Raw genomic sequence first — 25822 nt, forward strand, 5'->3', positions numbered from 1 at the left:
GTACTAAAAAGTACATCAATGTATCTTTATGTGAAAATATTTATATATTCATAATCTATAATATTATAATAGTAATATTAATAATTTTTAATATTTAGAGGTAATTATTTATGAACGTAATGATTTTGGCAATTGTATTTATAATTTACATATTCGCGCTTGTTTTTGTAGGTTATTATGCATACAAAAAAACTAATTCCTCTGAAGACTTTATGATTGCTGGTAAAGATACGCACCCATTCATTATGGCAATGAGTTATGGAGCAACCTTTATTTCGACAGCAGCTATTGTTGGTTTTGGTGGAGTTGCAAGTGAATATGGTATGAGTGTTTTATGGCTAGCATTCTTAAATATTATTATTGGTGTATTCATAGCCTTTGTATTTTTAGGAAAAAGAACTCGTAGAATGGGGCATGCTTTGGATTCTTTAACTTTTCCTGAGTTTTTAGGTAAACGTTTCGACTCAAAATTCATTCATTATTTCTCAGGATTAATAATCTTCTGTGCAATGCCTCTTTATGCAGCTGTAGTATTAATCGGGGCTGCAAGATTTTTAGAATCATCATTATTAATTGATTTCAGTATTGCTTTACTTATTTTATCAATTATTATTACATTTTATGTGTTGTTCGGTGGAATTCGTGGTGTAATGTATACAGACGCACTGCAGGGAACAATCATGGTTGTTGCTATGATTTTCTTACTTGTATTTGTATACTGGTTGCTCGGAGGAGTACACACTGCAAACACTGCATTAACAAACATGGTTAATCTCTATCCTGCCGATGCTTTGGCTACAGGAGGTACGGGCTGGACGGCCTTCCCAGAGTTTGGAACACCATTCTGGTGGTCACTTGTTTCATCAACTCTTATCGGTGTAGGTATTGGGGTGCTTGCTCAACCTTCATTAATCGTAAGATTCATGACAGTTAAATCAGATAAGGAATTGAACAGGTCTGTTTTGATTGGAGGTATCTTCATTGCAATCATGCCAACAACCGCATACATCGTAGGATCCCTTTCAAACGTATATTTCTATGATAAGCTAGGCAAAATTGCTGTGGATGTAGTTGGAGGAAACATTGATAAGGTTATTCCGACATTCATTACAATGGCCTTGCCTGAATGGTTCGTATACATTTTCCTGTTATCATTGATTGCAGCTGCAATGTCAACAATCTCTTCACAATTGCACACTCAGGGAACCGCATTCGGTGTAGATATTTACGGTACAATAAGAGATAAATCCAAACAGAAATTAGATCAGATAAGCATTTCAAGAGTAGGTATTTTAATAGCTATCCTCCTTGCTTTAATTATGGCATATTCACTTCCAGGAAGTGTGGTTGCACTTGGAACAAGCTTGTTCTTTGAAATTTGTGCAGCAGCATTCTTGCCAGTATTTTTGGGAGCACTTTACTGGAAAGGAATTACAAGACTTGGAGCTATTGCAGGAATCGCATCAGGAACCCTTGTTAGTTTGTTTTGGATGGTATTCGTATTTAAAAAGACTGCTGTCGGACTTGGAATCTGTAAATTTATCTGTGGTGTTGAAACATTGATACCTGCTGCACCATGGCCATTCATTGATGTTATGTTAATAGCAGTTCCTGTTTCCGCAATATTTACAATTGTTGTAAGCCTGCTCACTAAACCTCCGGCTCAAGAGGTAATTGATAAAGCGTTTGAACAAATTGACACAGAAGGAAGTGATGCATGATGATGATTTTAGGAATTGAAGATCCTTGGATTTGGGGAGTTTATCTTGGAATTATCTTGTCTACACTTTTATGTGTTGTTTATGGTATTATAAACTGGAATAAAGGAGATTAGACTCTCTTTTATTTTATTTATTTTTTTAAAAAATTTTTTATAATCTATTTTTCAAATTTATTTTCATGAATAAACTATTTGACAATTTTGGAAGAATTCAAAAAAATGACCCTGAATTTCATGAAATCTTTAAGAATTTTGCATACGATGAAGTGTTTGAATACTCTACTTTAAGTGAAAAGGAATCTATTTTAGTTATATTGGCTTCATTAATCGCATGCCAATCACCAAAAGCATTTAAAAAGACTTTATTGTCTGCATTGGATTGCGATATAACTCCGCAAGAGGTTAAAGAGCTATTGTACCAGTCAGTTCCTTATGTGGGTTTTGGCCGTGCACATAACTTTTTCGGGGTTGTGATTAAAGTTTTTGAGAAAAAAGGAATCGATATGCCTTTGCCTCCAGGATCTAACACCTCTGTTGAAAACCGCCATAAAAAAGGCCGTGAACTTCAAGAAAAGTATTTTGGAGCTGAAATGATTCAAATGATAAATGAGAATACGCCTGATGGCCAGAAGCATTTCAACAGATTTTTGGAAGGATTCTGTTTCGGTGATTTCTACACAAGAGATGGTTTGGATGACAAGCAAAGGGAATTGATAACATTTGCATTCCTTGCATCTTTAGGAGGATGTGAAAATCAGTTGAGAGGTCATGCTCAAGGTAATCTAAATGTTGGCAATGATAAAGAAAAATTAGTATCTGCAATAACAGTCATAATGCCGTATATTGGTTTTCCAAGGACATTGAACGCATTGGCGATTGTCAATGAAATATGTGGATAAGGGAAATTTAATTCCCTTAATATTTAAATTCGTAGGATTCTTCAATAGCAAACATATTTCTAAATTCTGCTGTAGCGTCATTGAGGTAGAATACGCCCATTTTCCAATTGTTTGCTTTGTATGCTTCAGCTATTTCCGGCATTAATTCAAATGCTTTTTCAACAACTTCATCATTTCCAGATAAGTCAACGGTTCCATAATATCTTAAAAAGTGTTCTCCATCCCACGCTGCTATTTCAACACTCGGATTTGCTTGCATTTGTTTGTATACATCCTTATGGTCCCCGACTCCAAAGTATATTTTGTCTTCAAATAATAAATGGAAACCAAGTGGTCTGACTTTTGGTTTGTCTCCGTCTACTGTTGCAAGGTAAAACACTTGTGCTTTTGTTAATAATTCATCTACTTTTTGAATGTTTGACATTTTGACACCTCTAGTTCTATATATTGTTTAATTAGTATTTAAAAGTTCCATGTTAATATTATTTCTATTCGATTTCTTAATTAAATTATAAGGGTTTTACTTTCGCCATTTGTGTAAAAAAACTTATTTTTTCCGCTTTTGACTATTTTAAATTAATGCTTTTTTTTCGAAATTGTATCAATGTGAAGATATATGTTCAGTTCGTTATGAAAATATTTATATATCATAGTAATTAGATTTATAATTACTAATCATGATAATTAAATAATAATTTAAGATTGGGTAATGAAGAGGGTAATAATATTATTAATTTAGTGTTATTTTGAATAGTATTTTTAATTACTGTGATATTATTCGTCTGCAGTTTCATGTTATGTAATGCAGATGTGTAATAATCTTTTTTTCTAATCTTTGAATTATAGTATTTGATGTCTGATGGTGTTTTTTATAAATTAAAGATAAAGAGGAAATAACCATGAAATCTATGAAAAAATTGTTATTTGTTGCAATTTTAGCTTTAGTAGTTATTGTTAGTGTAGGAGCATGTTCCGCTGGTTTCCTTGATTTCTTAGGAGGGGACTCATCCTCTGTTGATGCTAACGCTACTGGTGAAGTTAATTTGGCTGCTGCTGCTAGTTTAAAAAATGCTTTTGATAAGGATTTAATTCCTTTGTTCAATGAAAAATATCCTGGTATAAAAGTTACTCCTACTTATGCTTCAAGTGGAGATTTACAAACTCAAATTGAAAATGGTTTAAAAGCAGACATATTCATGTCCGCTGCTAATAAACAAATGAATGCATTAGCTAAAAAAGGTTTAATTGACAATGATACTAATGTTCAATTTTTAGAAAATAAAGTTGTTTTAATTGTACCAAAAGACTCAACTTTAAACATTACTTCATTCGATGACTTGAAAAATGTGAATGGTACCATTGCTATTGGGGACCCTGAATCTGTACCTGCAGGACAATATGCTCAAGAAGCTTTAAACAACACTGGTCTTTGGAGTTCTGTCGAACCTAAATTATCTTTAGGTACTGATGTAACTGCTGTATTGAACCAAGTAGCTCAAGGATCTGCAGATTGTGGTATTGTATACGCTACCGATGCTAAATCTAATGAAAATGTTACAGTAGTTTGTGAAGCTCCTGATAATGCTTTAAAAACTCCGGTAATTTATCCTATAGCTATGATTAAAGATTCAAATAATACAGATTCTGCAAAAGCATTCATGGACTTCTTGCAAACCCAAGAAGCTAAAGACATATTTGTAGAATATGGATTTACTATCCATGAATAGATTCAGCATTGTATTGTAATGTAAGAATTCTCAAACTTTTTTAAGTTGGAGTAAATTTCTTTGAGTGTGGAAAAATTCTATTTTTCGAACACTCTTAGAAATTATTTAAATCATATAAATAAAATTGATTACTGTAATAGTTTTAATAACTTTTTTTAAAACGATAACCAAGTTTTAAATAAGAATTATTATATAAATTGTTAAATTTTCACGCGAGAATGCTGTGATATATTACTTTCTAATAGTCTTGTGTGAAGTAAAATCCCTGGCTTCTATGAAGTTGAGGTAGTTTAAATAAATATTGTTAAAGAGGATAGCAACATGATGGATTGGTCACCAATTGCAATTTCAATGAAGACTGCAAGTTTGTCAATTTTTATAACCTTTTTCTTAGGTTTGATTGTTGCTTGGGGTATTGTTAAGGTAAAAAATGATACAACAAAGATTATACTTGACGGTATCTTTACACTCCCTCTTGTATTACCCCCTACTGTGGTAGGGTTCTTTTTACTGTGGATTTTTGGTGTTAGAGGGCCTATAGGTAAGTTTTTTATAGACTTTTTTGCTGTAAAAATAGCGTTTTCATGGTCTGCAACAGTTATTGCTGCTGTTGTCATGTCTTTTCCTTTAATGTATCGATCTGCCCGAGGAGCATTTGAACAAGTGGATTCTAACTTACTGGATGCGGGACGTACATTGGGGATGTCTGAGTGGAAAATTTTCTGGAAAGTTTTATTTGCAAATGCATTACCAGGAATTATTAGTGGAGGAATTCTTGCTTATGCTCGTGGTTTAGGCGAATTTGGTGCTACAGCTATGCTTGCGGGTAATATTGCAGGACAGACCAGAACTCTCCCTATGGCGGTTTATTCCGAAGTAGCTGCAGGTAATATGGGTGAGGCTTTTGATTATGTAATAGTCATTATCATCATAGCATTTTTTGCTATTTTCATCATGGATTACATTTCTTTACGAAAGGAAAAACAATGGAAATAGTTTACATTTTATAGGGGATCAAATATGGATAATAAATTGTTAAAAGTAGATATTCAAATGCAGCTTAAAGAATTTGACTTGGATGTCGATTTTGAATTGAAAAAAAGGCGTTTGGGTATTCTTGGTCCTTCTGGCTGTGGTAAAAGTATGACATTGAAATCCATTGCGGGTATTGTGACTCCGGATGAAGGGGTTGTAAGTTTAAAAACTAATGAAGAAACCACTTATTTTGATTCCAGTAAAAAAATTAATTTAAAACCTCAAAAAAGAAATGTAGGTTACTTATTTCAGAATTATGCGTTATTTCCAAATATGACTGTTGAAGAAAATGTTGCTGCAGGGTTACCTAAAGATTATGATAAGAACCTTGTGGATAGATTAATTAAGCGTTTTCATTTAGAAGGATTGGAAAAAAGATATCCTAGACAATTGTCTGGAGGTCAGCAGCAAAGAGTAGCTTTAGCCAGAATATTGGCTTATGGTCCTGATGTTATATTATTGGATGAGCCATTCAGTGCTATGGATACATTTTTAAAAGAACAATTGCGTATTGAACTTGTTAATTCACTAAAAGATTTTGATGGATTTTCCATTATGGTTACTCATGACCGTGATGAAGCGTTTCAGTTTTGTGATGAACTTATAATATTGGATCAAGGTAAAATTATAGCAAAAGGGGATACCTATGAAATATTTGAAAATCCCAGAAAAGTTCAGGTTGCAAGACTAACTGGTTGTAAAAACATTTCCAAAATAGAGGTTATTGATGATTATCATCTCAAATCTTTAGACTGGGGACTAATATTTGAAGTATCTGAAAAGATTTCACCAAATATCACTCATATTGGAATAAGGGCGCACGATTTTTCCTTTGCTGAAAAAGATGATGTTAATGTGATAGACACCACAAATTCTACAGTGATAGAAATGCCTTTTGAATGGGAAATAACCTTGACAAACGGTTTATGGTGGAAATATGATAAATTGATTTATGATCACGAATTTGAGATTCCTCACTATATTAAAATTGACCCTAAAGATATAATCTTGTTGGAAGAGTAGTTTGACTTATCACTTTATTTTTAAATATCATGTTGAATAAACATTTATAACATGACCCAATTGTTTTGTAAAGAAAAAGTTAATTCATCTAGGCAGGTTGAATGGGACCTTGCAAAAGTATCTGCAATATTTCTCATGATTCTGGTTCATTATTTTGCTTTTTGCACTTTCGGTAACTTGGATTATGGTATTATTACTGAATATATGTTTATATTGTTTCAATGTTCCGCTCCAATATTCATGTTTGCCATGGGAATTGGGATGATTTATACAAGACATGATTCCCCAAGGGAATTTGTTATTAGGGGAATTAAGCTACTTTTATTGGGTTTGATTGTCAACACAATGTATTTCCTTTCAAATTATTCTGCAGGCGTTCCATTGGAATATTCACTGTTGTCTTTTTTAGCAAATGACATACTTCAATTCGCGGGATTAACATTTATTCTTGTTGGTATTCTTAAAATTTGACGTAAGCACATTTCGAATGGCTTTAATAAGTATTGTATTTTCATTAATTGCAAGTTATTTTTCAGATTTTTCCTTTAGTAATATTTATTTGAATCAATTGTTAGGTAATTTAATAGAAACCTTCGGACAGAATACAGTTAGCTGTTTTCCTATTTTGAACTGGTTTATCGTTCCAGCTTTTGGAATGCTATTCGGTGAAAACCTAATCAGATGCAATGATAAAGATCAGTTATACAAATTAATATTGAGGCCAACAGCGATCATATCACTTATCTTTTTGATAGTAGGTTTAATTACACGTGAAGGCATGTTTTCTACAGTGGGAGGTACTGTACCTGAAAAATTAGAATATCTTCATCCTTCAATTCCGGACATTATTATTTTGATTGCAGTAATATTGTTCATTGTTTCATTACTGTATTTTATAACTAAAAGGTTATCTCCTAAAATTACAGATTTCATAGTTAAAACCAGTAAAAACGTCACAATCATTTATATTATCCAATGGGCTTTAATTCTTTCTTTAACATATATAAATCAATTCTTACAGATTAAAGCCACATTGCCGATAGCCATATTGACTTTATTATTTGTCCTGATTGCCACTCTTATTTTAACTGAAGCTTATGTTAAGGTTAAGAATCTAGTTTTTAAATGAAAAAAATTTAAAATATCTGATAATTGGGGCATTGTCTATTCAAAGTTAAATTTAAAGCAATTAGGCTCATGATTGTTGATTATTCCGATTGATTCTAGATAGGAATATATTATTGTCGGACCTACAAACCTCATTCCGCGCTTTTTTAAATCTTTAGATATATCTTTGGATAATTCAGATTCAGTTTTAAATTCTCCTTTGATAATTTCACCATCTGTAAATCCCCAGATATACTTGTCAAAGCTTCCAAATTCCTTTTGTATTTCAATAAATACATTTGCATTGTTAATTGCGGAGGTAATTTTTCCTTTATGTCGGATAATTCCTTCATTTGAACGCAATTCCTCAACTTTAACATCATCATAGTTTGCTACTTTTTCAACATCAAAGCCGTCAAAGGCATCTCTAAAATTTTCTCTTTTTTTAAGGATGGTGATCCAGGAAAGGCCTGCCTGAAACGATTCTAAAACAAGCATTTCAAATAATTCCTTATCGTCATGGGTTGGAATTCCCCATTCATTATCATGGTATTTTATGTATGTTTCTTCGTTCAAATTCACCCATGAGCAACGGTTTTTCTTTTCCATAAGAAATACTTATAATGTATATTATTTAAATATATTCTCAATGAAAATCAGTCCGAAGCGAATTTTATATTTAGATGAAGTGAGGTCTCTTGCAATTATTTTGGTTGTTTTAGGGCATTTGATTCGTTTATTTTCAAAAGATTTTTTTACTTGGCAAATTTGTTCTGGTGTTTTTTCATTAACCAGAATAGGTGTTCCTCTATTTTTCACAGTCAGCGGTGCTTTGCTTTTAACAAGAAAGCATGATATTAAGCAATTTTTAGAAAAAAGATTTAAAAGAGTTGTTTTGCCATTCGCGTTTTGGATTGTTGTTTATTTGATTGCAGGCATTCTTATTTGGCATTATGAGCCTACATTGGATTATTTTTATGGAGTGATATTCGGATCCCATGAGCTATCCTCATTGTTTTGGTTTATATGGTCTTTAATTGGAGTTTATCTGTTAATTCCTGTTTTGAGTAGTTTCATTCGTGAGTATGGTCCTTTCGGTTCAGAATACTTAATTTTAATAACAATAATTCTATCAATACTTTATACGATAGGATTTTTTGATGTTCAACAAATCAAATACGATTTTAGGATTATATTTAACTTCTTCCCTGTTTTAGGGTATTTTATTATTGGTTCCTATGTTCATAATACCAAATTCAAATTTTCCAATCGAAGAATGTTTTTCATTGGAATTCTGATGTTTTTAGTTGGAATCCTTGGCCATTTTATAAAGATTTATTACAAAGGTCTAGGTGGATTTTCATTAGCTCCAATAGACTTTTTTGACATCTGCGTTGTCATGGAAACAGTTGGCTTGTTTATCGCATTCAAATATGCTGACGTTAAAATGATTTCAGATAAAATCAAACCATTAAAAGAACAGACTCTCGGCAAAATCATTGTACAATTCAGCCTATGCAGTTTCGGCATTTACTTTTCACATTATATTTTGATGTTATACCTGTTTAAATTCGGATTTATGCAGGGTTGGGGTAATAAGAACCTGTTTATTTATTTCCCATTGTCCGCTGTGATAATCATTAGCATCTGCTGGGCTTTAATTTATATTATGAGCAAAATTCCGATATTGAAAGTTGGAAGCGGAGTAAAATAGTGATGTATGGAATATATTACTTTAAAAGCTGAATATTAATGTAAAGCTATCTGATAAAGAGAAAGAATTAATTTAGATTAATCAAATATATAATATTAAATTTAGTTAATATGAGGCTGGTTATATGATGCAATTAGGCATGGGAATGATGAGATTACCAATCTTGGATGAAAATGACTTTACAAGCATTGATTATGAACATGTAAATCAGATGGTTGACGCATACATAGAAAGCGGATTTAATCATTTTGATACTGCATACGTCTATCATGAAGGTTTAGGGGAAAAGACATTTAAAAAATGCGTTGTTGAAAGATATCCTCGTGATTCATTTAAAATAGCAACTAAATTACCATTATTTGTCATTACTGAAGAATCACAATTGGAACCGATTTTCGCTGAACAGCTTGAAAATTGTGGCGTTGAATATTTTGATTATTATATGTTGCATAATGTAAGCGGATTCACTGAAACCGCTTGGAAAAACGTTGATCTATATTCATTTATACAAAAGAAAAAAGAAGAAGGATTCATTAAACATATCGGTTTGTCCACTCATGGAAATTCCGAATTTTTAGAAGAGATTCTGTTTGAACATCCTGAACTGGAGTTTGTACTGCTTCAGATTAATTATCTCGACTGGGAAGATGAAGGAATCGAATCAAGGAAATGTTTTGAGGTTGCAAAAAAATATAATAAGAAAGTAATGATTATGGAGCCATATAAGGGAGGATTTTTAGCGGATGTTCCTGAAGAGGCAGAAAAACTCATGAAAGAATATAATCCGGATAGATCAGTTGTCTCCTGGGCCATGAGATTTGTAGCCAATCTTGATGACGTCTGTGTGGTTCTGACAGGTGCAAGTAGTTTAGAACAACTTCAAAGCAATATTCAGGAATTCGAAAATGCAGATCCTTTAAATGATGAAGAATTCGAAATCCTTGAGAGGGTTTCCGAAATCATCAACAGCAATATTACTGTGGACTGTACAAAATGCAGATACTGTGTCGATACATGTTCTGAAGAAATAGACATTGCAAAATTATTCGATTTGTACAATAAGCATAAGATGCTTAAGATTGATGAATGGACCCAATTTGGAAATGCATATCTGAACTATTCCAAGCTTCCAGATGTAGGGATTGCTTCAGACTGCATAGAATGTGAAAATTGCATAGAGGAATGTCCACAGCAAATCAATATTCCTGAAGTCTTAAAAGATGTTGCAGAAACTTTTGAAACGGAAATTTACGGATTTAAAAATTAAATCCTTTTTTATTTTTTCAATGTGTTAAGTTAATTTTAATAACAATTAATAATATATTTATAAATAGTTAATTTATTGAAGGTTTTATTATGATACCTGGAATGAATAAAAAACAAATGAAACAAATGGAAAGACAAATGAAAAAAATGGGCATGAAAATGGAAGATTTAGAAGGTGTCCGTGAAGTTATTATCCGTTTTGATGATAAAGAATTAATTATTGATGATCCTAGTGTAAGTTTAATGAATGTGATGGGTCAAGAAACTTACCAGATAGATGGTAAAGCCCGTGAAGTCGAACTTGAATATGAAATCGAAATTCCAGATGAGGATGTTGAAATGGTAGCCAATAGTGCAGGTGTTTCTAAAGATGAAGCAAAAGCAGCTTTGGAAGAATGCAAAGGAGACCTTGCTGAAGCTATCATGAAATTAAACCAATAGATAATATGACTGTTATTGCACATATTTCAGATTTGCATGTTAGCAGATTCCATTTCGATGAAGATGTTTTCATGCAGGCTGTAAGCGAAATCAATGACTTGCAACCGGATATGATTATACTGACTGGAGATATAACCAGCGATGGTTATTATAAGCAGTTCGAACAAGCAACAAAATATTTAGAATTGTTTGAAGCACCATTATTTGCCGTTCCTGGAAACCATGATGCCCGTAATTTGGGTTATCTCACTTTTGAAGAGTTAATCGGTGAAAAAAGTTGGAAACTAACAATGGGTGATGAATTAACCGTAATAGGATTGGATAGCAGTTCTCCTGATGAAAATAGGGGCCATATTGGAAGTCCTCAGCACATGTGGTTGGAACATCAATTAGATGAATGTGTCATTAATGAAAATTTTTCAATTATCGCTTTGCACCATCATGTGATTTCAATTCCTCAAACAGGCCGTGAACGTAATGTTTTATCAGATGCAGGGGATATTTTAAAGACTTTAACCACTCATGAAGTTGATTTAGTTTTATCAGGTCACAAGCATGTTCCAAATATTTGGAAAATAAATAATACAATCGTTGTTAATGCAGGTTCATTATGTTCAACAAAGCTTAGAGGAAAAATAAATAACTCCTATAATGTTTATAACATAAATAAGGAAGAAATAGAGATTTTTCTCCATAATGTTGGTGGAGAAAAATTTTTATTTGGAAAATATCCAAGGAATAAACTATAAATTAAATTTAAATAATAGAATACAAAAATATATTATACTGAATTGAATTAAGATTAATAATATATTGTTAGGTGATATTATGAAAGTAGTCGTTGATGCTTCTAATGTAGCTTATCATGTAAAAAATGAAAATGGGCAACCTAAAATCTCTAATATTCTTTCTGCTGTTAAAGCATTGGAAGAAAGTGAAGATGAATTTGTAATTATTGCCGACGCATCACTTCGTCATGACATTGATGATAAGGAAAAATATTTGAAATTGTTGGAAAGCGAAAATGTAGAGGAAGTTCCAGCAGGTAATGATGCAGACCATTTTATTTTAGAAATAGCCTATGATGAAAAAGCTAAAATATTGTCTAATGATAAATTCAGAGATTATGCTGCTGAATTTAAAAACATTTCTTCTATGAGGATTCCATTTATCATTGAAAACGGCAGACTCACATTTGGAAAACCTAAAAAGCCTAAAAAAGATAAAAATATTCTTCAACATATCTGTAATGAAATAATTAAGGAATTGGAATTTAAAAAATGGGAAATATATACTGGTAAGGAAGGTTTGGAGATATCCCCATTGAATATTGCTAAACAAGCTATTATTCGTATTGACAATGAGAGTAATGCAGACTCTAAACTGGAAAATATCTTCTCAAAAATCCCAATGTTTAATAAGATTGTAGAGATGGTTGACGATGTTGAAGTGGCTGCTCCATATGTGATATTTGTATTAGTTCACCCTAAGGATTATAAGGTTGCAGTAAAAAATGCTGGAAATATATCAGTCACCGTTGCAGATAGATTAGGTCTTGAAAAGAAACCTTTGATTGCTGTTCGTAATGACTTATTCACTAAACCGGGTACTTTTGAATTGAATATTCTTTTGGCAGATGAAGTAACTGAATACGCTCCATATAATATTTTAATTCGTGTAAGCACTCATGATGAAGTATTCATCAAAAGAAACTCTAGAAATATTGCTAGTACAATAGCTGGAAGACTTGGATCTTGGAAATTCCCTTTTGTTTCTGTCAAACCAGACATGTTTTTAGAAAAACCTGGCGAGTTTGAAATTGAACTTGAGAAGGGAGGGGGCTTAGATGGTTAATCCTTTAACCAAGGCTATTATTAAACTTACTACTAAATTAGAACCGATTGCTGTTGGAACAAAATTTTTTCCAACAAATTCTCTTGAAACTGAATATGTAGAGTTGTTTAATTATACTCAAACCATTCTTTTCGAACTTGAAAAGGCGGAAATCAATTCAGACACCATTTTGCAAAATCTTATAAGGGATGTCGGTGCAGAAAATATTCCTTCAGATTATAGTTTTTATGAATTGAAGCCTGCTGAGAATAAGATTGAAGAGTATGCCTTGGTAAGTAATATCATCATGGGTAGTGATCGTTATTTCTATATTGAATTACCTAATCCTTCAAACCTAATTAATATTTTTGTTAAGATTATTGAAACTGAAAAGGGGGAAGTTGTTGAAAAAACAGCAACTGAACTTGTTGCAAAAATGTTAAGTAAAAATGATGCAATCCGTGTAGCTATTGAACTTATTGGAATAGGATTGTCCGAGGGAGTTCAAGTCATTTCCGCAGTGGGCATGACTGGTGCGGCTTCTATTGAACGTGCTATTCATTACACTCAAAATGTAGGTACTTTTCCAGGTATTGCATTTACAAAATTAGGCGGAGAGTATGCGCTTGTTTTCGATTCCCCATTCCTGCTTCAACAATCAAAACCAATTGATTTAGAAAATTATCTGTTCATTGACTTAATTAATTCTACAAAATTCATAGATAAGAACGGTAGAAATCAGCTTGTGGAATTAATGACAGGTATTAAAAATTTCATTGAAACGGAATGTGACGGGGAATTGGAAGGTTATCGTGAAGGTGGGGATGATTTTATAGCAAGATTCCCATCAAAAGATTTGGCTATTCGTGCAGGTCTTGATGCCGCATGGTTTGCATTAGATAACGGTGCAAAAATCAGGGCAGGAATAGGCAGAAGTAGAAGAGAAGCTGGAGAGAGGGCTCAACTTGTTGATAGTCTTCAATCAACATCTCCATTATCTTTAGTTGTATTTGAATTAGCTAATGGATTATATGCATATAACATTCCTTCAGAATTCACAAGAACTTTGATTAACTTAATTGAAAATGAAAAAGCAAAATTAATTGGAATATTTGCATTTGTGTTTATTTTCACATATTTAATGTCAGTTTTAGGTTTGGGAGTATATAGTTTTATAGGCATAATTTTGGCTTTAATTTATGCATTTGTTGCTTAATGAAATTTAAAAAAAGAGAAATAGTATGAGGCGGAAGAAAGATAATAAAAGGGTTTTAATCCCTAGAAATCAAATGAATGCTCATCAAAATCAGAGGAATGCAAGGAAAAAGAAAAAGAAAGGCAGTGGTAAACTTTTGTTCCTTATGATTCTTGCTTTGGTTGCATTCGTAATTGGTGCAGGAATTGGAATTTCCTTTACTTTGGATGATTCTTCTGAGGGAGCTCATTGGGAGAATGTCACAGAAGAAATGACTAATTTGTCAAATAATACAGATTCCATAGATTATGATGTGGAATTGGATCGCGTTGATTATAACGATAATGAAACTATAGCAAAATTAAATCTTACAACTGAACCGTCATATTAGTGATTTTTATGGATTTTATTAGAGATTTGGATGGAGGATTTTCAGTAATTGAAAATCTTAAGGTATCAGGAGCACGTGAAGGCAAATATGGTGTTAGTATAATTTTATCCCCAAACAGCACAGCATCTGCCGTGTTTACATCAAACAAAGTCGTTGCAGCTCCTGTTAAATACACAAAAAACGTACTTAAAAAAGGAATTATTTCTGCTGTTTTTGTAAATAGTGGTAATGCCAATTGTTTTACAGGTCAACAAGGTATCAAAGATTGTGAAACTTTAGTTGAGCTATTATCAAAAGATTTGGGATTGCCTTCAGATGAAATTGCTATTTCTTCAACAGGTGTTATAGGTCGTGAAATGCCTATTGATATCATTTCCAAAGTGGCTTATGAGTCAATTTCAAAATTGGGAAATAAGCCTGAAAATTCCCTTGCCGCTGCAAAGGCAATTATGACAACAGATACATTTCCTAAGGAATGTGCTGTTGAAGTGACCTTAACCACTGGAGATAAAGTCAAAATTGCAGGCATTACAAAAGGAAGTGGAATGATTGCTCCAAATATGGGCACAATGCTTTCGTTTATTGTAACTGATGCAGTTATTCCTGCAGATGAAATTAATAATGCATTAAAAAAAGCTGCTGATGTCAGTTTCAACATGATAGTTGTGGATGGTGATGAAAGCACTAATGATACCTGTTTGATGATGGCAAATGGCGCATCTGGAATTAATGTTGTTAACGATGGAAAATTGGATTCAAATTTCCAGGATGCCTTAAATTATTTGTGCATTGATTTGGCTAAAAAAATGGCTCGTGATGGTGAAGGGGCCACTAAATTTATCGAAGCAAATGTGGTTGGTGCAAAAGATTTTGAAGACGCTAAATTGGCTGCAAAATCCATTATTTCTTCCAGTCTTTTTAAATCTGCTGTATTCGGTGGGGATCCTAATTGGGGAAGAATTGTCTCAGCAATTGGATACTCAGGATGTGATTTAGATCCGGATATTGTAACAATAGCTATTGCTGATGATTTGGATGAAGTGGATTTGGTTAGAAAAGGGGAAATTTTAGCATTTGAAGATACTCCTTTCCTTGAAAGAGCTGAAAAAATAATGCAGTCTAAAAACGTCATTGTTAACATTGACCTTGATTTAGGGGATGGCCAAGCAACTGCATGGGGATGCGATTTAACTTATGATTATGTTAAAATTAATGCAGAATATACCACTTAAAGAAAAGCTTTAAATATCTTGAAAACAAATATTTTTTTGTTATAGATATAATTCTAATTATTTTTATGATTGATTTTTAAGGAGGGTAAGATATGGCAAAAGTTAAAGGAACTAACAGAAGAACCAGACAAAAAAGAAGTTATACTAAACCTGGTAGTAAAAGAGGAAGAGGAGTAAAACAAACCTGGAAAAAATAATCCTCTTATATCTTTTTTTTATTATTTTAACTATTTTTAAAGTGTTATGTACATTCCATCACATTGACAATAAATAAATACTATTTTTTAGATATCATTATATGGTGATTATATGCATGGTCATAGAGCTCATGGATTTTCTAGTGCACTGTTTTTAGATTCCGATGAAATTTTAGGAGAGTTGAATCTAAAAGGTGATGAAACTTTTATGGATGCGGGATGTGGTGACGGCCATATTGCAATAAAAGTAGTTGAAGAATATCTTCCTGACGGTACTGTTTATGCTGTGGATGTTTATGATGCATCAATTGAAGATATGGAGACATATAAAAATGAAAACAACATTGAAAATTTAATTAACATTGAAGCCGACATTACAAAGGGAATTCCTGGTGTAGATGATGAATCTATTGATGTTGTTTTAATGGTTAATGTATTCCACGGATTTAAAGCATCAAGAACTATGGATGAAGCCATTGAAGAATTTTCAAGGATTATTAAAAAAGACGGAAAAATAGCAATAATGGACTATAAAGCATGGGATGTTCCAAAAGGACCTCCAACTGCATTTAGAAGTTCTCCTGAAGAACTGGAAGAAATTTTCAATAAGCATAATCTAAAAATGACATATTTAAACGAAGAGATTGGTGAAGATATCCCTCAAGGCAAATCTCACTTTTTCATCGTATTTCAAAAAGAATAGATTTTAACGGGAAATAAAATCTACTTTTTTTTCTTTTTTTTAATTAAAAATTATTAAATACTAATTTTCTAAATATTATTATCTATAAACGGGGGATTCATAATGGAACATAAACATCATGGAAAATCAAGTTCAGGGTATTTAGATGGTGATGAAATTTTAAAAGAATTTGATTTTAATGGAAATGAGACTTTTATGGATGCAGGTTGTGGAGATGGATATATTGCTAAAAATGCAATTGATAATTATCTTCCCGACGGCACTGTCTATGCAGTGGATGCCTATGATCAATCCATAAAAGATTTAGAAAATTATAAGAAGGAAAATAATGTTGATAATTTAATTAATATCGAAGCGGACATTGCTAAGGGGATTCCAGGTGTTTATGACTCTTCAATCGATGCTGTTTTAATGCTTAATGTTTTCCATGGGTTTAAAGCATCTGGGGAAATGGATAAAGTAATCGATGAGTTGGCTAGAATAATAAATGATGATGGTAAAATAGCAATTATGGATTTTAAACCATTAGATATGCAAAGAGGACCTCCAATCGAAATTAGAAGCTCACCACAAGAGTTGGAAGAAATATTTAATAACCATAATCTTAAAAAAATATATTTGAATGAAGATATTGGTGAGGATATTCCAGAAGGCAAATCTCACTATTTGATAATGTTTAAAAAGGAGTAAGGTTTCAATGATTTTTGCAGCAATCTTGGCAGGTGGAATAGGATCTAGGATGGGTGGCACTGACACTCCAAAACAATTTTTGGATTTGGGAAATAAGCCGGTCATAATTCATACAATTGAAAAGTTCGTTATTAATAAAAAAATAGATAAGATTATTGTTTTAACTCCAAAAAACTTCATTGACCATACTAATCATTTGATTAATGAGTATATTGGATTTGATGATGAGATTATTGTTATTGAAGGTGGAAAAACAAGAAACGACACCATAATGAACAGTATCAGTTACATTAATGATGAATTTGGCATTGATGAAGACTCAATAATCATTACTCATGACTCTGTGCGTCCATTTGTAACCCATAGAATCATTGAAGACAATATTGAAGCTGCAAAAAAATATGGGGCTTGCGATACTGTAATTCCAGCTACAGATACGATTGTTGAAAGCATCAACGGCGCGACCATTGAAAGCATTCCCGTAAGGGATTATTATTACCAAGGTCAAACACCACAGAGCTTCAATATAAAGAAACTTTATAACTTGATTACTAGTTTAACGGAAGAAGAATCCAATATACTTACAGATGCATGTAAGATATTCACACTTAAGGACGAAGATGTACATCTAGTTGAGGGTGAAGTGACAAATATTAAAATTACATACCCTTATGACTTAAAATTAGCAAATACTATACTTGAGGATATTCATGATTAACATTGTTTACAGATTAAAATCTCCAAAGTTCTTTGAAGAGGCAATAGATGAAATTGAATTGGACGGCATTGTAGTAAGGCCGCTTTATCTTTCAATCTGTCAAGCTGACCAAAGGTACTATCAGGGGTCAAGGCCGGTTGAAGTCTTGGAAAAAAAATTGCCTATGGCATTAATCCATGAAGGAGTTGGAGAGGTGGTATTTGACTGCAATAATAACTTTAAACCTGGTGATAAGGTTGTAATGATACCGAATACCCCTTCAGGTGAAGATGTCTGCAGATTAAATTATTCTTATAATTCAAAATTCAGGGGAAGTGGTTTTGACGGATTCACTTCCGATTTAATTAAACTTGATGAAGATAGGGTCATAAGGATTCCGGATGATTTCAATCTTCATGTTTCATCATTCATTGAACTGATTTCAGTAGCCTATCAGGGAATCACAAAATTTAATGATATAGCCATTACTCCAAAAGACAAATTGGGAGTTTGGGGTGATGGGAATTTAGGTTTCATAACCTCACTTCTTTTAAAGGAAATGTTTCCGGATTCAAAGGTATATGTATTTGGAAAACATCAGGATAATCTAAGCCTATTCACTTTTGCAGATAAGGTTTATCAGATTCATAATGTTCCTGACGACCTTGTAATTGACCATGCTTTTGAATGTGTTGGTTCCAGTGCATCACAAGCAGCTATTGAACAGATAATCGATTTGATTAACCCTCAAGGAACAATTAATTTATTTGGAGTAAGCGAATATCCGATTCCAGTAAATACTCGTATGATTCTAGAAAAGGGATTGACCGTTCAGGGAAATAGCCGTTCCGAAAGAGAAGATTTTGTTGGAGTCATTGAAACTCTCAAACAAAACCCAAAATTATTTGAATATTTGGGAAAACTGGTTACCAACGTTTGCGAAATAAACTCTTTAGATGATTTAAAAGAGGCATTTGACAAAGACTACATTTATCGCTTTGGCAAAACAATTTTGAAATGGAATAAATAATCAAAAGATTTGGTTTATTATTTCGAAACACTCCTTTCTAAAATAATTCCTATCTTCTTTCTTGCACATTAACGGAATCAATGTCAATGCATGCAAATCGTCTTCATTCAGAATTTCACCATTATTTAACTTTTCTTTTATCAATTTCAGTGCTATCTGCGCAGGATTTTCATTGATTGAAGCCAATTTAATTGTGAAGTCGGCTTCAGATTTTATTTCACATTCCTTAACACGTATTTCTACGGTATCAGGACAGATGATATATATTGAAACGTGTTTTCTGTTTATCTCATATAACTTTTCTGCGATTTCAACATATTTTACCAATTCATCAACAGTAAAATCATCTATTTGAAATTCCAGGTCTATAACTTCGCCATTTGTAGTTGTAAAAATGTCTCCCAGTTCATAAGTGCTTTCATCAAACTCCATATCGTTTTCATGTGCAGGACATTTGATGGTTCTTGTGTCATTAAATGTTTCTCGTATTATTTTTGTTTTAATATTAAAATCTTGTTTGTTCATAGTTTAACCTTTACAAATTTTGATTTGTATTGGTTATATCTGATTTTAAGATTAATAAATTAGTAAGTTATTTATTAAATCAATTTTAGAGCTTTAAATGAATTTTATAAGGTTGAAACAATATTTTAAAAAAAAAGATTAAGAGTTAAAAAAACTCTTAATTTCCAAATTTTTCTCTTATCCGTTTAATTTCTGATCTGGCGAATACGTAGTTTATGACACTGGCAATCGCTCTTCCAATACATAAGCCTAACCAAACACCGACAAGATTCCAATTGAAAATAAATACGAATAAATAGATTAAAGGAACTACAAAAAGGATTTCCCTTAAAATTGTAAACATCAAACTGTAGACTCCCTTTCCGATTCCTTGATAGAAAAAGCTTGAAGGTATTCCAATACCGGTTAAGATTAGACATGGGCAGGCAATCTGGAGATACTGTGCAATTCCAGGAACCAGATTGGCGGTTTCAGGAGTATATGCAAAAATTGTAGCCAAAGGTGTGGCGAATATTACTAAAATTAAAGTAATCACGGTTCCTAAAGCTAAACCGAATTTTACACCATAAGTATGTGTTCTGGACAGATAATCTCCATTTCTGGCACCGAATGCACTTCCGGATACTGCAATAACTGCTGAACCGATAGCTGTAAGCGGCATTATTGCAAATAAGTATAACCTTTGACCGGATGTGAATGTGGCTATTCCATAGTCTCCTCCAACCATGGAAATCACTATTAGATAAATGGACATTGCTATTGCCATAATCAGCATATCAAGTGCAGATGGAATTCCAACTTTTAAAATGTCTTTTGCTAATTTTGAGTCAAATTTGAAGTTTTTAAGGCTAACATCAATATAAGTGTCTTTTTTAATTAAGATCCAGTATAATATGACGATTGCAGAAATTGCTGCGCTTACTATTGTAGCAAGTGATGCTCCGGCAGATCCCAGGCCTAAAACGTAAATAAATATCGGGTCGAGTGATGCATTTAAAACAACAGAAACAACTACAACATACATTGCACGTTTCATATCCCCTTCTCCACGAAGGATTCCGCTGCAGCCGTTTCCAAACATTAATGCAATTAAACCTAAAAACAATGGTGTTGCATAAGCTATAGCTTCATTCAATGTCTGGCCTGTAGCACCATAGCTTTCAAGTAAAGGCTTTTGTATTATCAGGAAGATAAGTGTCAACACAATTGAGGCTATCAGGAAAATAAACATCGCCTGTACTGCAGATTTATCTGCCATTTCATGATTCTTCGCTCCAATAAATCTTGAAATGCTGCTTGTTGCACCGTTTCCAAGTCCTACGCTTGCTCCGTTTAACACCATGAAAATTGGTGTTACAAATCCGATTCCTGCAATAGCTGTTGGTCCGAGTCCCGCTACCCAAATTCCATCAACGATATTGTATAGTGCGGTTAAAATCATTGATATCATGATTGGGATAGCTAATTTCTTTACAGCTTTTTCAGGTTCTCCTCTCATCAATTCCACATTTTTGTTAGCCATAGTAATCCTCTTTTATAATCATTCTTTAAGTATCTCTTCACTTTTTCTAGCTATTTTTCTTAATTGATTTTTTGTTTCATCGTCTAGTTCATTGATTCCGACTTTTTCTTCCCATTCGTCTAAATCTTTTTTCAATAAAATAGCTAGTTCTTCTCCTTCTTTTGTTGTTTTTAATATGTATTTTCTCCTATTGTTTTCATCAACTGTTCTTTCAACATATCCATTATCTTCCAATTTCCTTAAAGCTTTGGCTATTGTTCCTTTGCTTTGGCCAAATATGTTTGCAAGGTCATCCTGGGACAAATTGTTCCTTTTATGAATTTCCATTAAATAACGACCTTCATGGACCATATCTATACGATTTGGATTCTTCCTAGAGTATATTAGTTTATTTTTAGATATGTGATGAATCAATGCAAAAAAAGGCATTGAATCAAATTTATCTGTCTTTTCTGTAGTCATGTTTTCATCTGATATGTTTTTAGATTTACTTTGTCGGCCACAATATATAAATGTTTCCTAGGAAACTGTTTATCGATAAACTATAATGTTGAAACACTTTAATACTCATCAATTTAATATCTATTAATTAGGTGATATTGTGGATTATGAGGCAATCATTTGTGAAAAGTTCCCAACATGTAACGTTGAAGTGATAAAGCCGGATGTATTTGAAATAGATCAGCTGGTCGAATACATTACAGATGATATTGTAGTATATAAGCCTCACTCAGTAATGGTTTACCGTCATATGATCAGATTCTTGATGAATGTAGGTGAAAGGGGTAAGATTTATTATTTGGAAGGATTTTCAGATGAGGATTTAAAAATTGTTCATGCGGGCCTTCTGAAATTCACATGGAAAAGCGATACAAAAATTAATCTGTTTAAGAATTCAAATCCCGACCGTGATGTTTTAGGTTTATAGCTGGAAAAATTCGTCACAATATTCGCAATAATAGTTGTACTCACTAGTGCAGCAATTTCCAATTATTATTTCTCCTTTTAGAGATTCAACAGCCAGTTCATCTGTTGAATCATGAAAAACTTTTTTCAATTCTCGCATGCATTTCGGACAGGTTTTCATATTATCAATTATATTAATGATGAATTTTAAATATTAGTGTAGGTGTAAATTATGCTTATTAATATAGGGGCTGAATTCGGCACACATTTGGAAACCAGCGAAGTTGCAGTGGAACTTATTGATATTCTAAATAAGATACCTAAAGATGACTTTATCATTGATTTTAAGGATGTTTCATTCATTACTATGAATTTTGCTCAAGCCTATTATAATGCTAAATACCAATCTGAAAAGAGAATATCTGAAATCAATATATCCGATGAAATCAGTGTTGTAATGGGTGCGGCTGACGAAGCGTGCAATCCTTAATTCTTTTTATTTTTTTTCATTCATTTTGAAATGTTGTTTTAGGCTCATAAAATTGTTTTATTTATAACTGCTTATTCTAAATACTTTTTTTTACCAATCCCACTTTGTTGACTATAGGGTTTATGGTGTTAAGTTAACTATATTTTTTTAGGCAAAACATTAAATTAACTAAAATCTAAAATATTAATATCAAATTTATATTCTTTCTTAACGGGGAGTTTAATTATTACATTTGGCAATTTAAAAGATTGCTAATGAAGTATAAAGGGTGTTTAAGTGAGTGAACAAAAATTAGAGATTTTTAATGTTTTGAATTTTTTAAATAGTGGCTATAAACTTGAAGATATCTTGAAAGAAGGCAATTTTGGAACATTTCCGTCAGCTGAAGACTGCATCAACTATCTGGTTGATGAAGGATATCTTGAAGGAGATGTCTCAATTGATGTTGATGTGGAAATAACTGCTGAAGCAATATCCAAAAAGTACATAGTTTCCGAGCTAAAGGATATTTTAAGGGAAAACGGACTTAAAGTTTCAGGTAAAAAACAGGAATTGGTAGAAAGGGTTTTGCCTGTATTGAAAGAAGCTAAGAATGCACGTAATATCGATGTTGATGTTAATGAAGAAAAATCATATGATTTGAAATTAACCGATAAGGCTTATGAATTTTTAAAAGAAAATGATTGGATTGATTTATACATGTTTGCTCTTGTAGCATTCAGATTTGAAGATTATGAGACTTATGTCAATTCCTCATCAGCGGGTAAAATTGAAACCGGTTTAAACTTCTGTGATGAGATTATTTCAAGGGCATTAATGGTCAATCAGTTTTTAGTATTTATAGATGCGTTATCTGCAAAAGCACATGTCTATGCATATGATGGAGATTATGATTCATTCTTGGATTATGATTTGCAAAGATATATCCTGGGATTGAATCCGATTGTAATGGACCCTCAGACTTACGCTACATATAATGTTATAAACGAAGCCAATATTCTCAATTTAAGAAATGTTTTAGAAAAATTGGAAATGGGCAGCTTAAAGAAAAGATTTGACAGAATCTGGAATATTTCCAATATTCATAATATCACTGTACCTAAAAAGTCCTGTTATAAGATTTTGCAGAAGGCCATTTCTGGTGCAGACATCGAAGAGCTTAATTTTGACTTAAGACAAAAATATTTTGATAAGAAATTTGGGATTTAGAGTATGAGAAGCAAGGTTGCCGGAATTGTATTCATAATAGGTAGTTTGTACTATGTTATAGCTGAAGCTATTTCAGCAGCTTTTTTCAATGCTTCACTACCGGAAACTTATATTTTCCACACCATTTCAGAGCTTGGAATCCCACATCCGAACTCACCGTTATTCTGGTTAATGAACACAGCCTTTATTTTAATAGGTCTGGCATTGATATTCGGTTCTTTCTATGAGTTCAAGGATTATATAGTCAAAAATAAAGCTATTTTTTATATATTCACATTGATAACCGGTTTGGGTGTTATTATCGTTGGTTTGATTCATGGAGGAAACCCGTTGACATCCGGCTATCACACTTTGGGCGCTGTGATGGCAATTCTTGGAGGGAACATCCTTTTAATTATCGTTTCAAGATCAATGAAAGACTTTGGAAACTATCAGAAGTTGACCTTGGTTTTGGGTATTTTTGGCTTAATTGTGTTTTGGATAATGTTTTTCAATATCACAAGCATCTACATGCCGGTATTCGAGAGGCTTTCTGTTTATACTATGATTGTCTGGAGTTTTTCAACCGGTGTTTACCTTCTTTTAAATTAATTTTATGAGCAATTATTATAAATTGTTAAATTTATTTTCAGTGTTTTATTATAGTTTATTTTAATTTACTTCAATATATGATTATATTTCGCATATCCTGGTCTGTTTATCTGCATCTAAGTATAAAAATTTAAATATTTCTTAGATTAATTATAATTAAAGGTGATATTATGGCAAACCTTGATAAAGCTACAGAAGAAGAAATTTTAGCAATTGTCGAAAAATACCAAAAAGAAAATACAAAACTTTTGAATTACCTCATTACTGATGATGAGATTACATTTTTCTCACCATTGGCAAACGGTAATGCTATAACCGCTGAAGATTTGCAAAAAGTTGCAGATATTTTAGACGGTTCATTTGAAGGAATGGAAATTGTAAACCAAGAGTACAGATTCAAATTTAAAATGGGTATTTAATTACTCATTTTTTATTTTTTTAGCAAGTATTCATAAAGATGAAATTTTTCCAATCCGACAGCTTCATGGAACAATTCAATGCTGTCCACATATTGAAACCCTATTTTTTTAAAAAATTTTTGAGCACCGACATTTCCGTTAATAACATCAGTTCTAATGGTCTTTTGATTGTTATTGAGGGCATTGATTTTTATTTGTTCAAATATTTCTTTTCCTATTCCTTTTCTTGAAAAATTGGAATTGACTGCAAAGGTATGGATTATTGTGACTTCATCTGATTCTGCATCAATGGCCCAGTTAATATTTCCATATTCCGGGTTAAACAGATTGTTTATAATTACGCAGGATATTATAGTATCGTCTTTTGTGTAAGTATATAACTCCTCTTTTTTGATGCTTGTTTTAATGTATTCTAGGTTAGGGTAGTGTTCATTCCATTTAGGTTTAAAATCAGTCTCTTTAATCGAATTGATGATATTGCGATAGAATCTTAGTATTTCTTCGGCTTCGCTGGGTTTTGCTTTCCTTAGATTGGTCATGTTATCATTTGCCTTTTAAATATGCTTGAGTGAGCTTGCATTCGCACATGCATTTTGTACAGCCCAATCCGTTTTTGTATTGGTCCATTATATATTCGAAACAGGCATCAATGTCAATGATGTCTTCTCTATTCAAACGGTCATTCCATTTTTGAGGATTGATTGCCCCAACGGGACAAGCTTTCTGACAGTTTTCACAGTCATCACATTGGGAATCTGTTATTGGTGTTCCGAACTCAAGAGGCATATCGGTCAATATGCCGCCTAAAGCAACCATTGATCCATATTCTGGTGTAACAAAAAGTGCAGATCGTCCAATCCATCCCATTCCTGATTTGGTGGCTATTGTCTTGTAAGGCAAAATGCTCAATAGCTTTTTCATATCGCATTCATTTCTCTGCATGGTTAGAGCAAATGCATCATATCCAAGGTTTTTAATGTATTCTTCACCTTTAAGGGAAATTTCAGTCAATTCAGCAATCTTTGAGTGAAAACAATTCCAATAGGATTTGTAATCTTCCTGGTCTATATAATACATTGCCTTTTTAGGAAGCTTTAAAACAAGACTTATTCCGTTGGGCAAATCTACAAATTCGTTTGCCAAACCGTCGACATCGGCAAAACCAACTTTGCTGACGCCCCGCCTTTTAAGGTAATCCTTAAGGTCATTCATCTCAGACATGATATTAAATATAATTCTGTCATATAAATAGTTAGATGA

General features: G+C 32.6%; 33 protein-coding genes. 25 read left to right on the top strand and 8 right to left on the bottom strand.

From position 1 onward, the window contains the following. The first annotated feature begins 110 nt into the window (after positions 1-110). From TL18_RS02945 to TL18_RS02950, 3 genes are all read left to right on the top strand, one after another. Positions 111-1721, top strand: a complete 1611-nt coding sequence (locus TL18_RS02945; protein WP_067041100.1) for a sodium:solute symporter — start codon at positions 111-113, stop codon at positions 1719-1721. Continuing rightward, positions 1721-1834 carry a symporter small accessory protein gene (locus TL18_RS11290; protein ID WP_369814535.1) on the top strand — a complete coding sequence of 38 codons (114 nt, stop codon included), beginning with the start codon at positions 1721-1723 and terminating at the stop codon, positions 1832-1834. The genes TL18_RS02945 and TL18_RS11290 overlap by 1 nt, the downstream gene beginning before the upstream one ends. Positions 1835-1899: 65 nt before the next feature. Further along, positions 1900-2619: a carboxymuconolactone decarboxylase family protein gene (locus TL18_RS02950; RefSeq protein ID WP_067041103.1), complete on the top strand. Its 720-nt coding sequence runs from the start codon at positions 1900-1902 to the stop codon at positions 2617-2619. Positions 2620-2635: 16 nt separating this feature from the next. Here TL18_RS02950 and TL18_RS02955 read toward each other — a convergent pair whose 3' ends face one another. Then, a complete protein-coding gene (locus TL18_RS02955; RefSeq protein ID WP_067041110.1) occupies positions 2636-3043 on the bottom strand; it encodes a pyridoxamine 5'-phosphate oxidase family protein in 408 nt (135 codons plus the stop codon). Positions 3044-3518: 475 nt separating this feature from the next. Between TL18_RS02955 and modA the strand changes: the two genes are divergently transcribed. The 5 genes from modA to TL18_RS02980 all read left to right on the top strand — a co-directional run bounded on the left by modA (position 3519) and on the right by TL18_RS02980 (position 7533). Next, on the top strand, positions 3519-4346 hold the full coding sequence (gene modA / locus TL18_RS02960; protein ID WP_231483651.1) for a molybdate ABC transporter substrate-binding protein: 828 nt from the start codon (positions 3519-3521) through the stop codon (positions 4344-4346). 321 nt (positions 4347-4667) lie between these two features. Next, positions 4668-5342 (top strand): molybdate ABC transporter permease subunit, encoded by a 675-nt coding sequence (modB, locus tag TL18_RS02965; protein WP_197031842.1) that lies wholly within the window; start codon positions 4668-4670, stop codon positions 5340-5342. Positions 5343-5366: 24 nt separating this feature from the next. Further along, entirely contained in the window at positions 5367-6404 is a 1038-nt protein-coding gene (locus tag TL18_RS02970) for a sulfate/molybdate ABC transporter ATP-binding protein (RefSeq protein WP_067041114.1), read from the top strand. 51 nt (positions 6405-6455) lie between these two features. Further along, positions 6456-6875 (top strand): heparan-alpha-glucosaminide N-acetyltransferase domain-containing protein, encoded by a 420-nt coding sequence (locus TL18_RS02975; RefSeq protein ID WP_067041116.1) that lies wholly within the window; start codon positions 6456-6458, stop codon positions 6873-6875. A 16-nt stretch (positions 6876-6891) separates the two neighbouring features. Beyond that, a complete protein-coding gene (locus TL18_RS02980; RefSeq protein WP_067041119.1) occupies positions 6892-7533 on the top strand; it encodes an acyltransferase family protein in 642 nt (213 codons plus the stop codon). Positions 7534-7568: 35 nt separating this feature from the next. Here the strand turns inward: TL18_RS02980 and TL18_RS02985 are convergent, their stop codons facing one another. Beyond that, positions 7569-8120 carry a DNA-3-methyladenine glycosylase I gene (locus TL18_RS02985; RefSeq protein WP_067041122.1) on the bottom strand — a complete coding sequence of 184 codons (552 nt, stop codon included), beginning with the start codon at positions 8118-8120 and terminating at the stop codon, positions 7569-7571. Positions 8121-8160: 40 nt separating this feature from the next. Here TL18_RS02985 and TL18_RS02990 point away from each other — a divergent pair, with 40 nt between their 5' ends. The 12 genes from TL18_RS02990 (at position 8161) to TL18_RS03045 (ending at position 18900) form a co-directional block, all read left to right on the top strand. Then, positions 8161-9225: an acyltransferase gene (locus tag TL18_RS02990; RefSeq protein WP_067041125.1), complete on the top strand. Its 1065-nt coding sequence runs from the start codon at positions 8161-8163 to the stop codon at positions 9223-9225. Positions 9226-9349: 124 nt separating this feature from the next. After that, complete coding sequence (locus TL18_RS02995) at positions 9350-10492, top strand: aldo/keto reductase (RefSeq protein ID WP_067041128.1); 1143 nt, start codon at positions 9350-9352, stop codon at positions 10490-10492. A gap of 89 nt (positions 10493-10581) precedes the next feature. Beyond that, a complete protein-coding gene (locus tag TL18_RS03000) occupies positions 10582-10932 on the top strand; it encodes a nascent polypeptide-associated complex protein (RefSeq protein WP_067041131.1) in 351 nt (116 codons plus the stop codon). A 5-nt stretch (positions 10933-10937) separates the two neighbouring features. Further along, complete coding sequence (locus tag TL18_RS03005; protein WP_067041133.1) at positions 10938-11681, top strand: metallophosphoesterase; 744 nt, start codon at positions 10938-10940, stop codon at positions 11679-11681. Positions 11682-11760: 79 nt separating this feature from the next. After that, positions 11761-12786 carry a Zc3h12a-like ribonuclease gene (locus TL18_RS03010; protein ID WP_067041135.1) on the top strand — a complete coding sequence of 342 codons (1026 nt, stop codon included), beginning with the start codon at positions 11761-11763 and terminating at the stop codon, positions 12784-12786. Further along, a complete protein-coding gene (locus tag TL18_RS03015; protein WP_067041137.1) occupies positions 12779-13981 on the top strand; it encodes a hypothetical protein in 1203 nt (400 codons plus the stop codon). The genes TL18_RS03010 and TL18_RS03015 overlap by 8 nt, the downstream gene beginning before the upstream one ends. Positions 13982-14006: 25 nt before the next feature. Next, on the top strand, positions 14007-14351 hold the full coding sequence (locus TL18_RS03020; RefSeq protein ID WP_067041140.1) for a hypothetical protein: 345 nt from the start codon (positions 14007-14009) through the stop codon (positions 14349-14351). 8 nt (positions 14352-14359) lie between these two features. Next, the gene (argJ, locus tag TL18_RS03025) at positions 14360-15583 is read left to right on the top strand and encodes a bifunctional ornithine acetyltransferase/N-acetylglutamate synthase (protein WP_082706344.1); all 1224 of its coding nucleotides are present in this window, start codon (positions 14360-14362) and stop codon (positions 15581-15583) included. 309 nt (positions 15584-15892) lie between these two features. After that, a complete protein-coding gene (locus TL18_RS03030; protein ID WP_067041143.1) occupies positions 15893-16483 on the top strand; it encodes a class I SAM-dependent methyltransferase in 591 nt (196 codons plus the stop codon). 102 nt (positions 16484-16585) lie between these two features. Next, a complete protein-coding gene (locus TL18_RS03035) occupies positions 16586-17173 on the top strand; it encodes a class I SAM-dependent methyltransferase (RefSeq protein ID WP_067041146.1) in 588 nt (195 codons plus the stop codon). 7 nt (positions 17174-17180) lie between these two features. Next, positions 17181-17891, top strand: coding sequence for a 2-C-methyl-D-erythritol 4-phosphate cytidylyltransferase (locus TL18_RS03040; protein WP_067041149.1), 711 nt, complete (start codon positions 17181-17183; stop codon positions 17889-17891). Beyond that, positions 17884-18900 (top strand): alcohol dehydrogenase catalytic domain-containing protein, encoded by a 1017-nt coding sequence (locus tag TL18_RS03045; RefSeq protein WP_067041152.1) that lies wholly within the window; start codon positions 17884-17886, stop codon positions 18898-18900. The genes TL18_RS03040 and TL18_RS03045 overlap by 8 nt, the downstream gene beginning before the upstream one ends. Here the strand turns inward: TL18_RS03045 and TL18_RS03050 are convergent, their stop codons facing one another. From TL18_RS03050 to TL18_RS03060, 3 genes are all read right to left on the bottom strand, one after another. Further along, complete coding sequence (locus tag TL18_RS03050) at positions 18901-19425, bottom strand: hypothetical protein (RefSeq protein WP_067041155.1); 525 nt, start codon at positions 19423-19425, stop codon at positions 18901-18903. It abuts the gene before it with no gap. Positions 19426-19582: 157 nt separating this feature from the next. After that, positions 19583-20947, bottom strand: coding sequence for an MATE family efflux transporter (locus tag TL18_RS03055; RefSeq protein WP_067041158.1), 1365 nt, complete (start codon positions 20945-20947; stop codon positions 19583-19585). An 18-nt stretch (positions 20948-20965) separates the two neighbouring features. After that, positions 20966-21409, bottom strand: coding sequence for a MarR family winged helix-turn-helix transcriptional regulator (locus TL18_RS03060; protein ID WP_197031844.1), 444 nt, complete (start codon positions 21407-21409; stop codon positions 20966-20968). A 139-nt stretch (positions 21410-21548) separates the two neighbouring features. On the opposite strand from TL18_RS03060, the gene TL18_RS03065 reads away from it, so the two are divergent. Next, positions 21549-21875 carry a hypothetical protein gene (locus tag TL18_RS03065; RefSeq protein ID WP_067041162.1) on the top strand — a complete coding sequence of 109 codons (327 nt, stop codon included), beginning with the start codon at positions 21549-21551 and terminating at the stop codon, positions 21873-21875. Here TL18_RS03065 and TL18_RS10930 read toward each other — a convergent pair. Continuing rightward, positions 21870-22034 carry a hypothetical protein gene (locus TL18_RS10930; protein WP_156064529.1) on the bottom strand — a complete coding sequence of 55 codons (165 nt, stop codon included), beginning with the start codon at positions 22032-22034 and terminating at the stop codon, positions 21870-21872. The genes TL18_RS03065 and TL18_RS10930 overlap by 6 nt on opposite strands. A gap of 51 nt (positions 22035-22085) precedes the next feature. Here TL18_RS10930 and TL18_RS03070 point away from each other — a divergent pair, with 51 nt between their 5' ends. The 4 genes from TL18_RS03070 to TL18_RS03085 all read left to right on the top strand — a co-directional run bounded on the left by TL18_RS03070 (position 22086) and on the right by TL18_RS03085 (position 24562). Further along, positions 22086-22343: a hypothetical protein gene (locus TL18_RS03070; RefSeq protein WP_067041164.1), complete on the top strand. Its 258-nt coding sequence runs from the start codon at positions 22086-22088 to the stop codon at positions 22341-22343. Between the two features lie 276 nt (positions 22344-22619). Then, positions 22620-23552 (top strand): SAP domain-containing protein, encoded by a 933-nt coding sequence (locus TL18_RS03075; protein ID WP_067041167.1) that lies wholly within the window; start codon positions 22620-22622, stop codon positions 23550-23552. A gap of 3 nt (positions 23553-23555) precedes the next feature. Next, the gene (locus TL18_RS03080; RefSeq protein ID WP_067041171.1) at positions 23556-24143 is read left to right on the top strand and encodes a DUF998 domain-containing protein; all 588 of its coding nucleotides are present in this window, start codon (positions 23556-23558) and stop codon (positions 24141-24143) included. A 170-nt stretch (positions 24144-24313) separates the two neighbouring features. After that, entirely contained in the window at positions 24314-24562 is a 249-nt protein-coding gene (locus TL18_RS03085; protein ID WP_067041174.1) for a hypothetical protein, read from the top strand. An 11-nt stretch (positions 24563-24573) separates the two neighbouring features. Here TL18_RS03085 and TL18_RS03090 read toward each other — a convergent pair whose 3' ends face one another. Both TL18_RS03090 and TL18_RS03095 read right to left on the bottom strand, forming a co-directional pair. After that, positions 24574-25101, bottom strand: coding sequence for a GNAT family N-acetyltransferase (locus TL18_RS03090; protein ID WP_067041177.1), 528 nt, complete (start codon positions 25099-25101; stop codon positions 24574-24576). Positions 25102-25105: 4 nt separating this feature from the next. Then, positions 25106-25783, bottom strand: a complete 678-nt coding sequence (locus TL18_RS03095) for a reductive dehalogenase domain-containing protein (RefSeq protein ID WP_156064532.1) — start codon at positions 25781-25783, stop codon at positions 25106-25108. Positions 25784-25822 lie beyond the last annotated feature (39 nt).

The sequence above is a fragment of the Methanobrevibacter sp. YE315 genome, assembly GCF_001548675.1.
Classification (GTDB): domain Archaea; phylum Methanobacteriota; class Methanobacteria; order Methanobacteriales; family Methanobacteriaceae; genus Methanocatella.

What these genes read in the sequence shown, in the direction of transcription:
- TL18_RS02945 (WP_067041100.1), top strand. Translation starts at nt 111, where the DNA reads ATGAACGTAATGATTTTGGCAATTGTATTTATAATTTACATATTCGCG.
- TL18_RS11290 (WP_369814535.1), top strand. Translation starts at nt 1,721, where the DNA reads ATGATGATTTTAGGAATTGAAGATCCTTGGATTTGGGGAGTTTATCTT.
- TL18_RS02950 (WP_067041103.1), top strand. Translation starts at nt 1,900, where the DNA reads ATGAATAAACTATTTGACAATTTTGGAAGAATTCAAAAAAATGACCCT.
- TL18_RS02955 (WP_067041110.1), bottom strand. Translation starts at nt 3,043, where the DNA reads ATGTCAAACATTCAAAAAGTAGATGAATTATTAACAAAAGCACAAGTG.
- modA (WP_231483651.1), top strand. Translation starts at nt 3,519, where the DNA reads ATGAAATCTATGAAAAAATTGTTATTTGTTGCAATTTTAGCTTTAGTA.
- modB (WP_197031842.1), top strand. Translation starts at nt 4,668, where the DNA reads ATGATGGATTGGTCACCAATTGCAATTTCAATGAAGACTGCAAGTTTG.
- TL18_RS02970 (WP_067041114.1), top strand. Translation starts at nt 5,367, where the DNA reads ATGGATAATAAATTGTTAAAAGTAGATATTCAAATGCAGCTTAAAGAA.
- TL18_RS02975 (WP_067041116.1), top strand. Translation starts at nt 6,456, where the DNA reads ATGACCCAATTGTTTTGTAAAGAAAAAGTTAATTCATCTAGGCAGGTT.
- TL18_RS02980 (WP_067041119.1), top strand. Translation starts at nt 6,892, where the DNA reads ATGGCTTTAATAAGTATTGTATTTTCATTAATTGCAAGTTATTTTTCA.
- TL18_RS02985 (WP_067041122.1), bottom strand. Translation starts at nt 8,120, where the DNA reads ATGGAAAAGAAAAACCGTTGCTCATGGGTGAATTTGAACGAAGAAACA.
- TL18_RS02990 (WP_067041125.1), top strand. Translation starts at nt 8,161, where the DNA reads ATGAAAATCAGTCCGAAGCGAATTTTATATTTAGATGAAGTGAGGTCT.
- TL18_RS02995 (WP_067041128.1), top strand. Translation starts at nt 9,350, where the DNA reads ATGATGCAATTAGGCATGGGAATGATGAGATTACCAATCTTGGATGAA.
- TL18_RS03000 (WP_067041131.1), top strand. Translation starts at nt 10,582, where the DNA reads ATGATACCTGGAATGAATAAAAAACAAATGAAACAAATGGAAAGACAA.
- TL18_RS03005 (WP_067041133.1), top strand. Translation starts at nt 10,938, where the DNA reads ATGACTGTTATTGCACATATTTCAGATTTGCATGTTAGCAGATTCCAT.
- TL18_RS03010 (WP_067041135.1), top strand. Translation starts at nt 11,761, where the DNA reads ATGAAAGTAGTCGTTGATGCTTCTAATGTAGCTTATCATGTAAAAAAT.
- TL18_RS03015 (WP_067041137.1), top strand. Translation starts at nt 12,779, where the DNA reads ATGGTTAATCCTTTAACCAAGGCTATTATTAAACTTACTACTAAATTA.
- TL18_RS03020 (WP_067041140.1), top strand. Translation starts at nt 14,007, where the DNA reads ATGAGGCGGAAGAAAGATAATAAAAGGGTTTTAATCCCTAGAAATCAA.
- argJ (WP_082706344.1), top strand. Translation starts at nt 14,360, where the DNA reads ATGGATTTTATTAGAGATTTGGATGGAGGATTTTCAGTAATTGAAAAT.
- TL18_RS03030 (WP_067041143.1), top strand. Translation starts at nt 15,893, where the DNA reads ATGCATGGTCATAGAGCTCATGGATTTTCTAGTGCACTGTTTTTAGAT.
- TL18_RS03035 (WP_067041146.1), top strand. Translation starts at nt 16,586, where the DNA reads ATGGAACATAAACATCATGGAAAATCAAGTTCAGGGTATTTAGATGGT.
- TL18_RS03040 (WP_067041149.1), top strand. Translation starts at nt 17,181, where the DNA reads ATGATTTTTGCAGCAATCTTGGCAGGTGGAATAGGATCTAGGATGGGT.
- TL18_RS03045 (WP_067041152.1), top strand. Translation starts at nt 17,884, where the DNA reads ATGATTAACATTGTTTACAGATTAAAATCTCCAAAGTTCTTTGAAGAG.
- TL18_RS03050 (WP_067041155.1), bottom strand. Translation starts at nt 19,425, where the DNA reads ATGAACAAACAAGATTTTAATATTAAAACAAAAATAATACGAGAAACA.
- TL18_RS03055 (WP_067041158.1), bottom strand. Translation starts at nt 20,947, where the DNA reads ATGGCTAACAAAAATGTGGAATTGATGAGAGGAGAACCTGAAAAAGCT.
- TL18_RS03060 (WP_197031844.1), bottom strand. Translation starts at nt 21,409, where the DNA reads ATGACTACAGAAAAGACAGATAAATTTGATTCAATGCCTTTTTTTGCA.
- TL18_RS10930 (WP_156064529.1), bottom strand. Translation starts at nt 22,034, where the DNA reads ATGAAAACCTGTCCGAAATGCATGCGAGAATTGAAAAAAGTTTTTCAT.
- TL18_RS03070 (WP_067041164.1), top strand. Translation starts at nt 22,086, where the DNA reads ATGCTTATTAATATAGGGGCTGAATTCGGCACACATTTGGAAACCAGC.
- TL18_RS03080 (WP_067041171.1), top strand. Translation starts at nt 23,556, where the DNA reads ATGAGAAGCAAGGTTGCCGGAATTGTATTCATAATAGGTAGTTTGTAC.
- TL18_RS03085 (WP_067041174.1), top strand. Translation starts at nt 24,314, where the DNA reads ATGGCAAACCTTGATAAAGCTACAGAAGAAGAAATTTTAGCAATTGTC.
- TL18_RS03090 (WP_067041177.1), bottom strand. Translation starts at nt 25,101, where the DNA reads ATGACCAATCTAAGGAAAGCAAAACCCAGCGAAGCCGAAGAAATACTA.
- TL18_RS03095 (WP_156064532.1), bottom strand. Translation starts at nt 25,783, where the DNA reads ATGTCTGAGATGAATGACCTTAAGGATTACCTTAAAAGGCGGGGCGTC.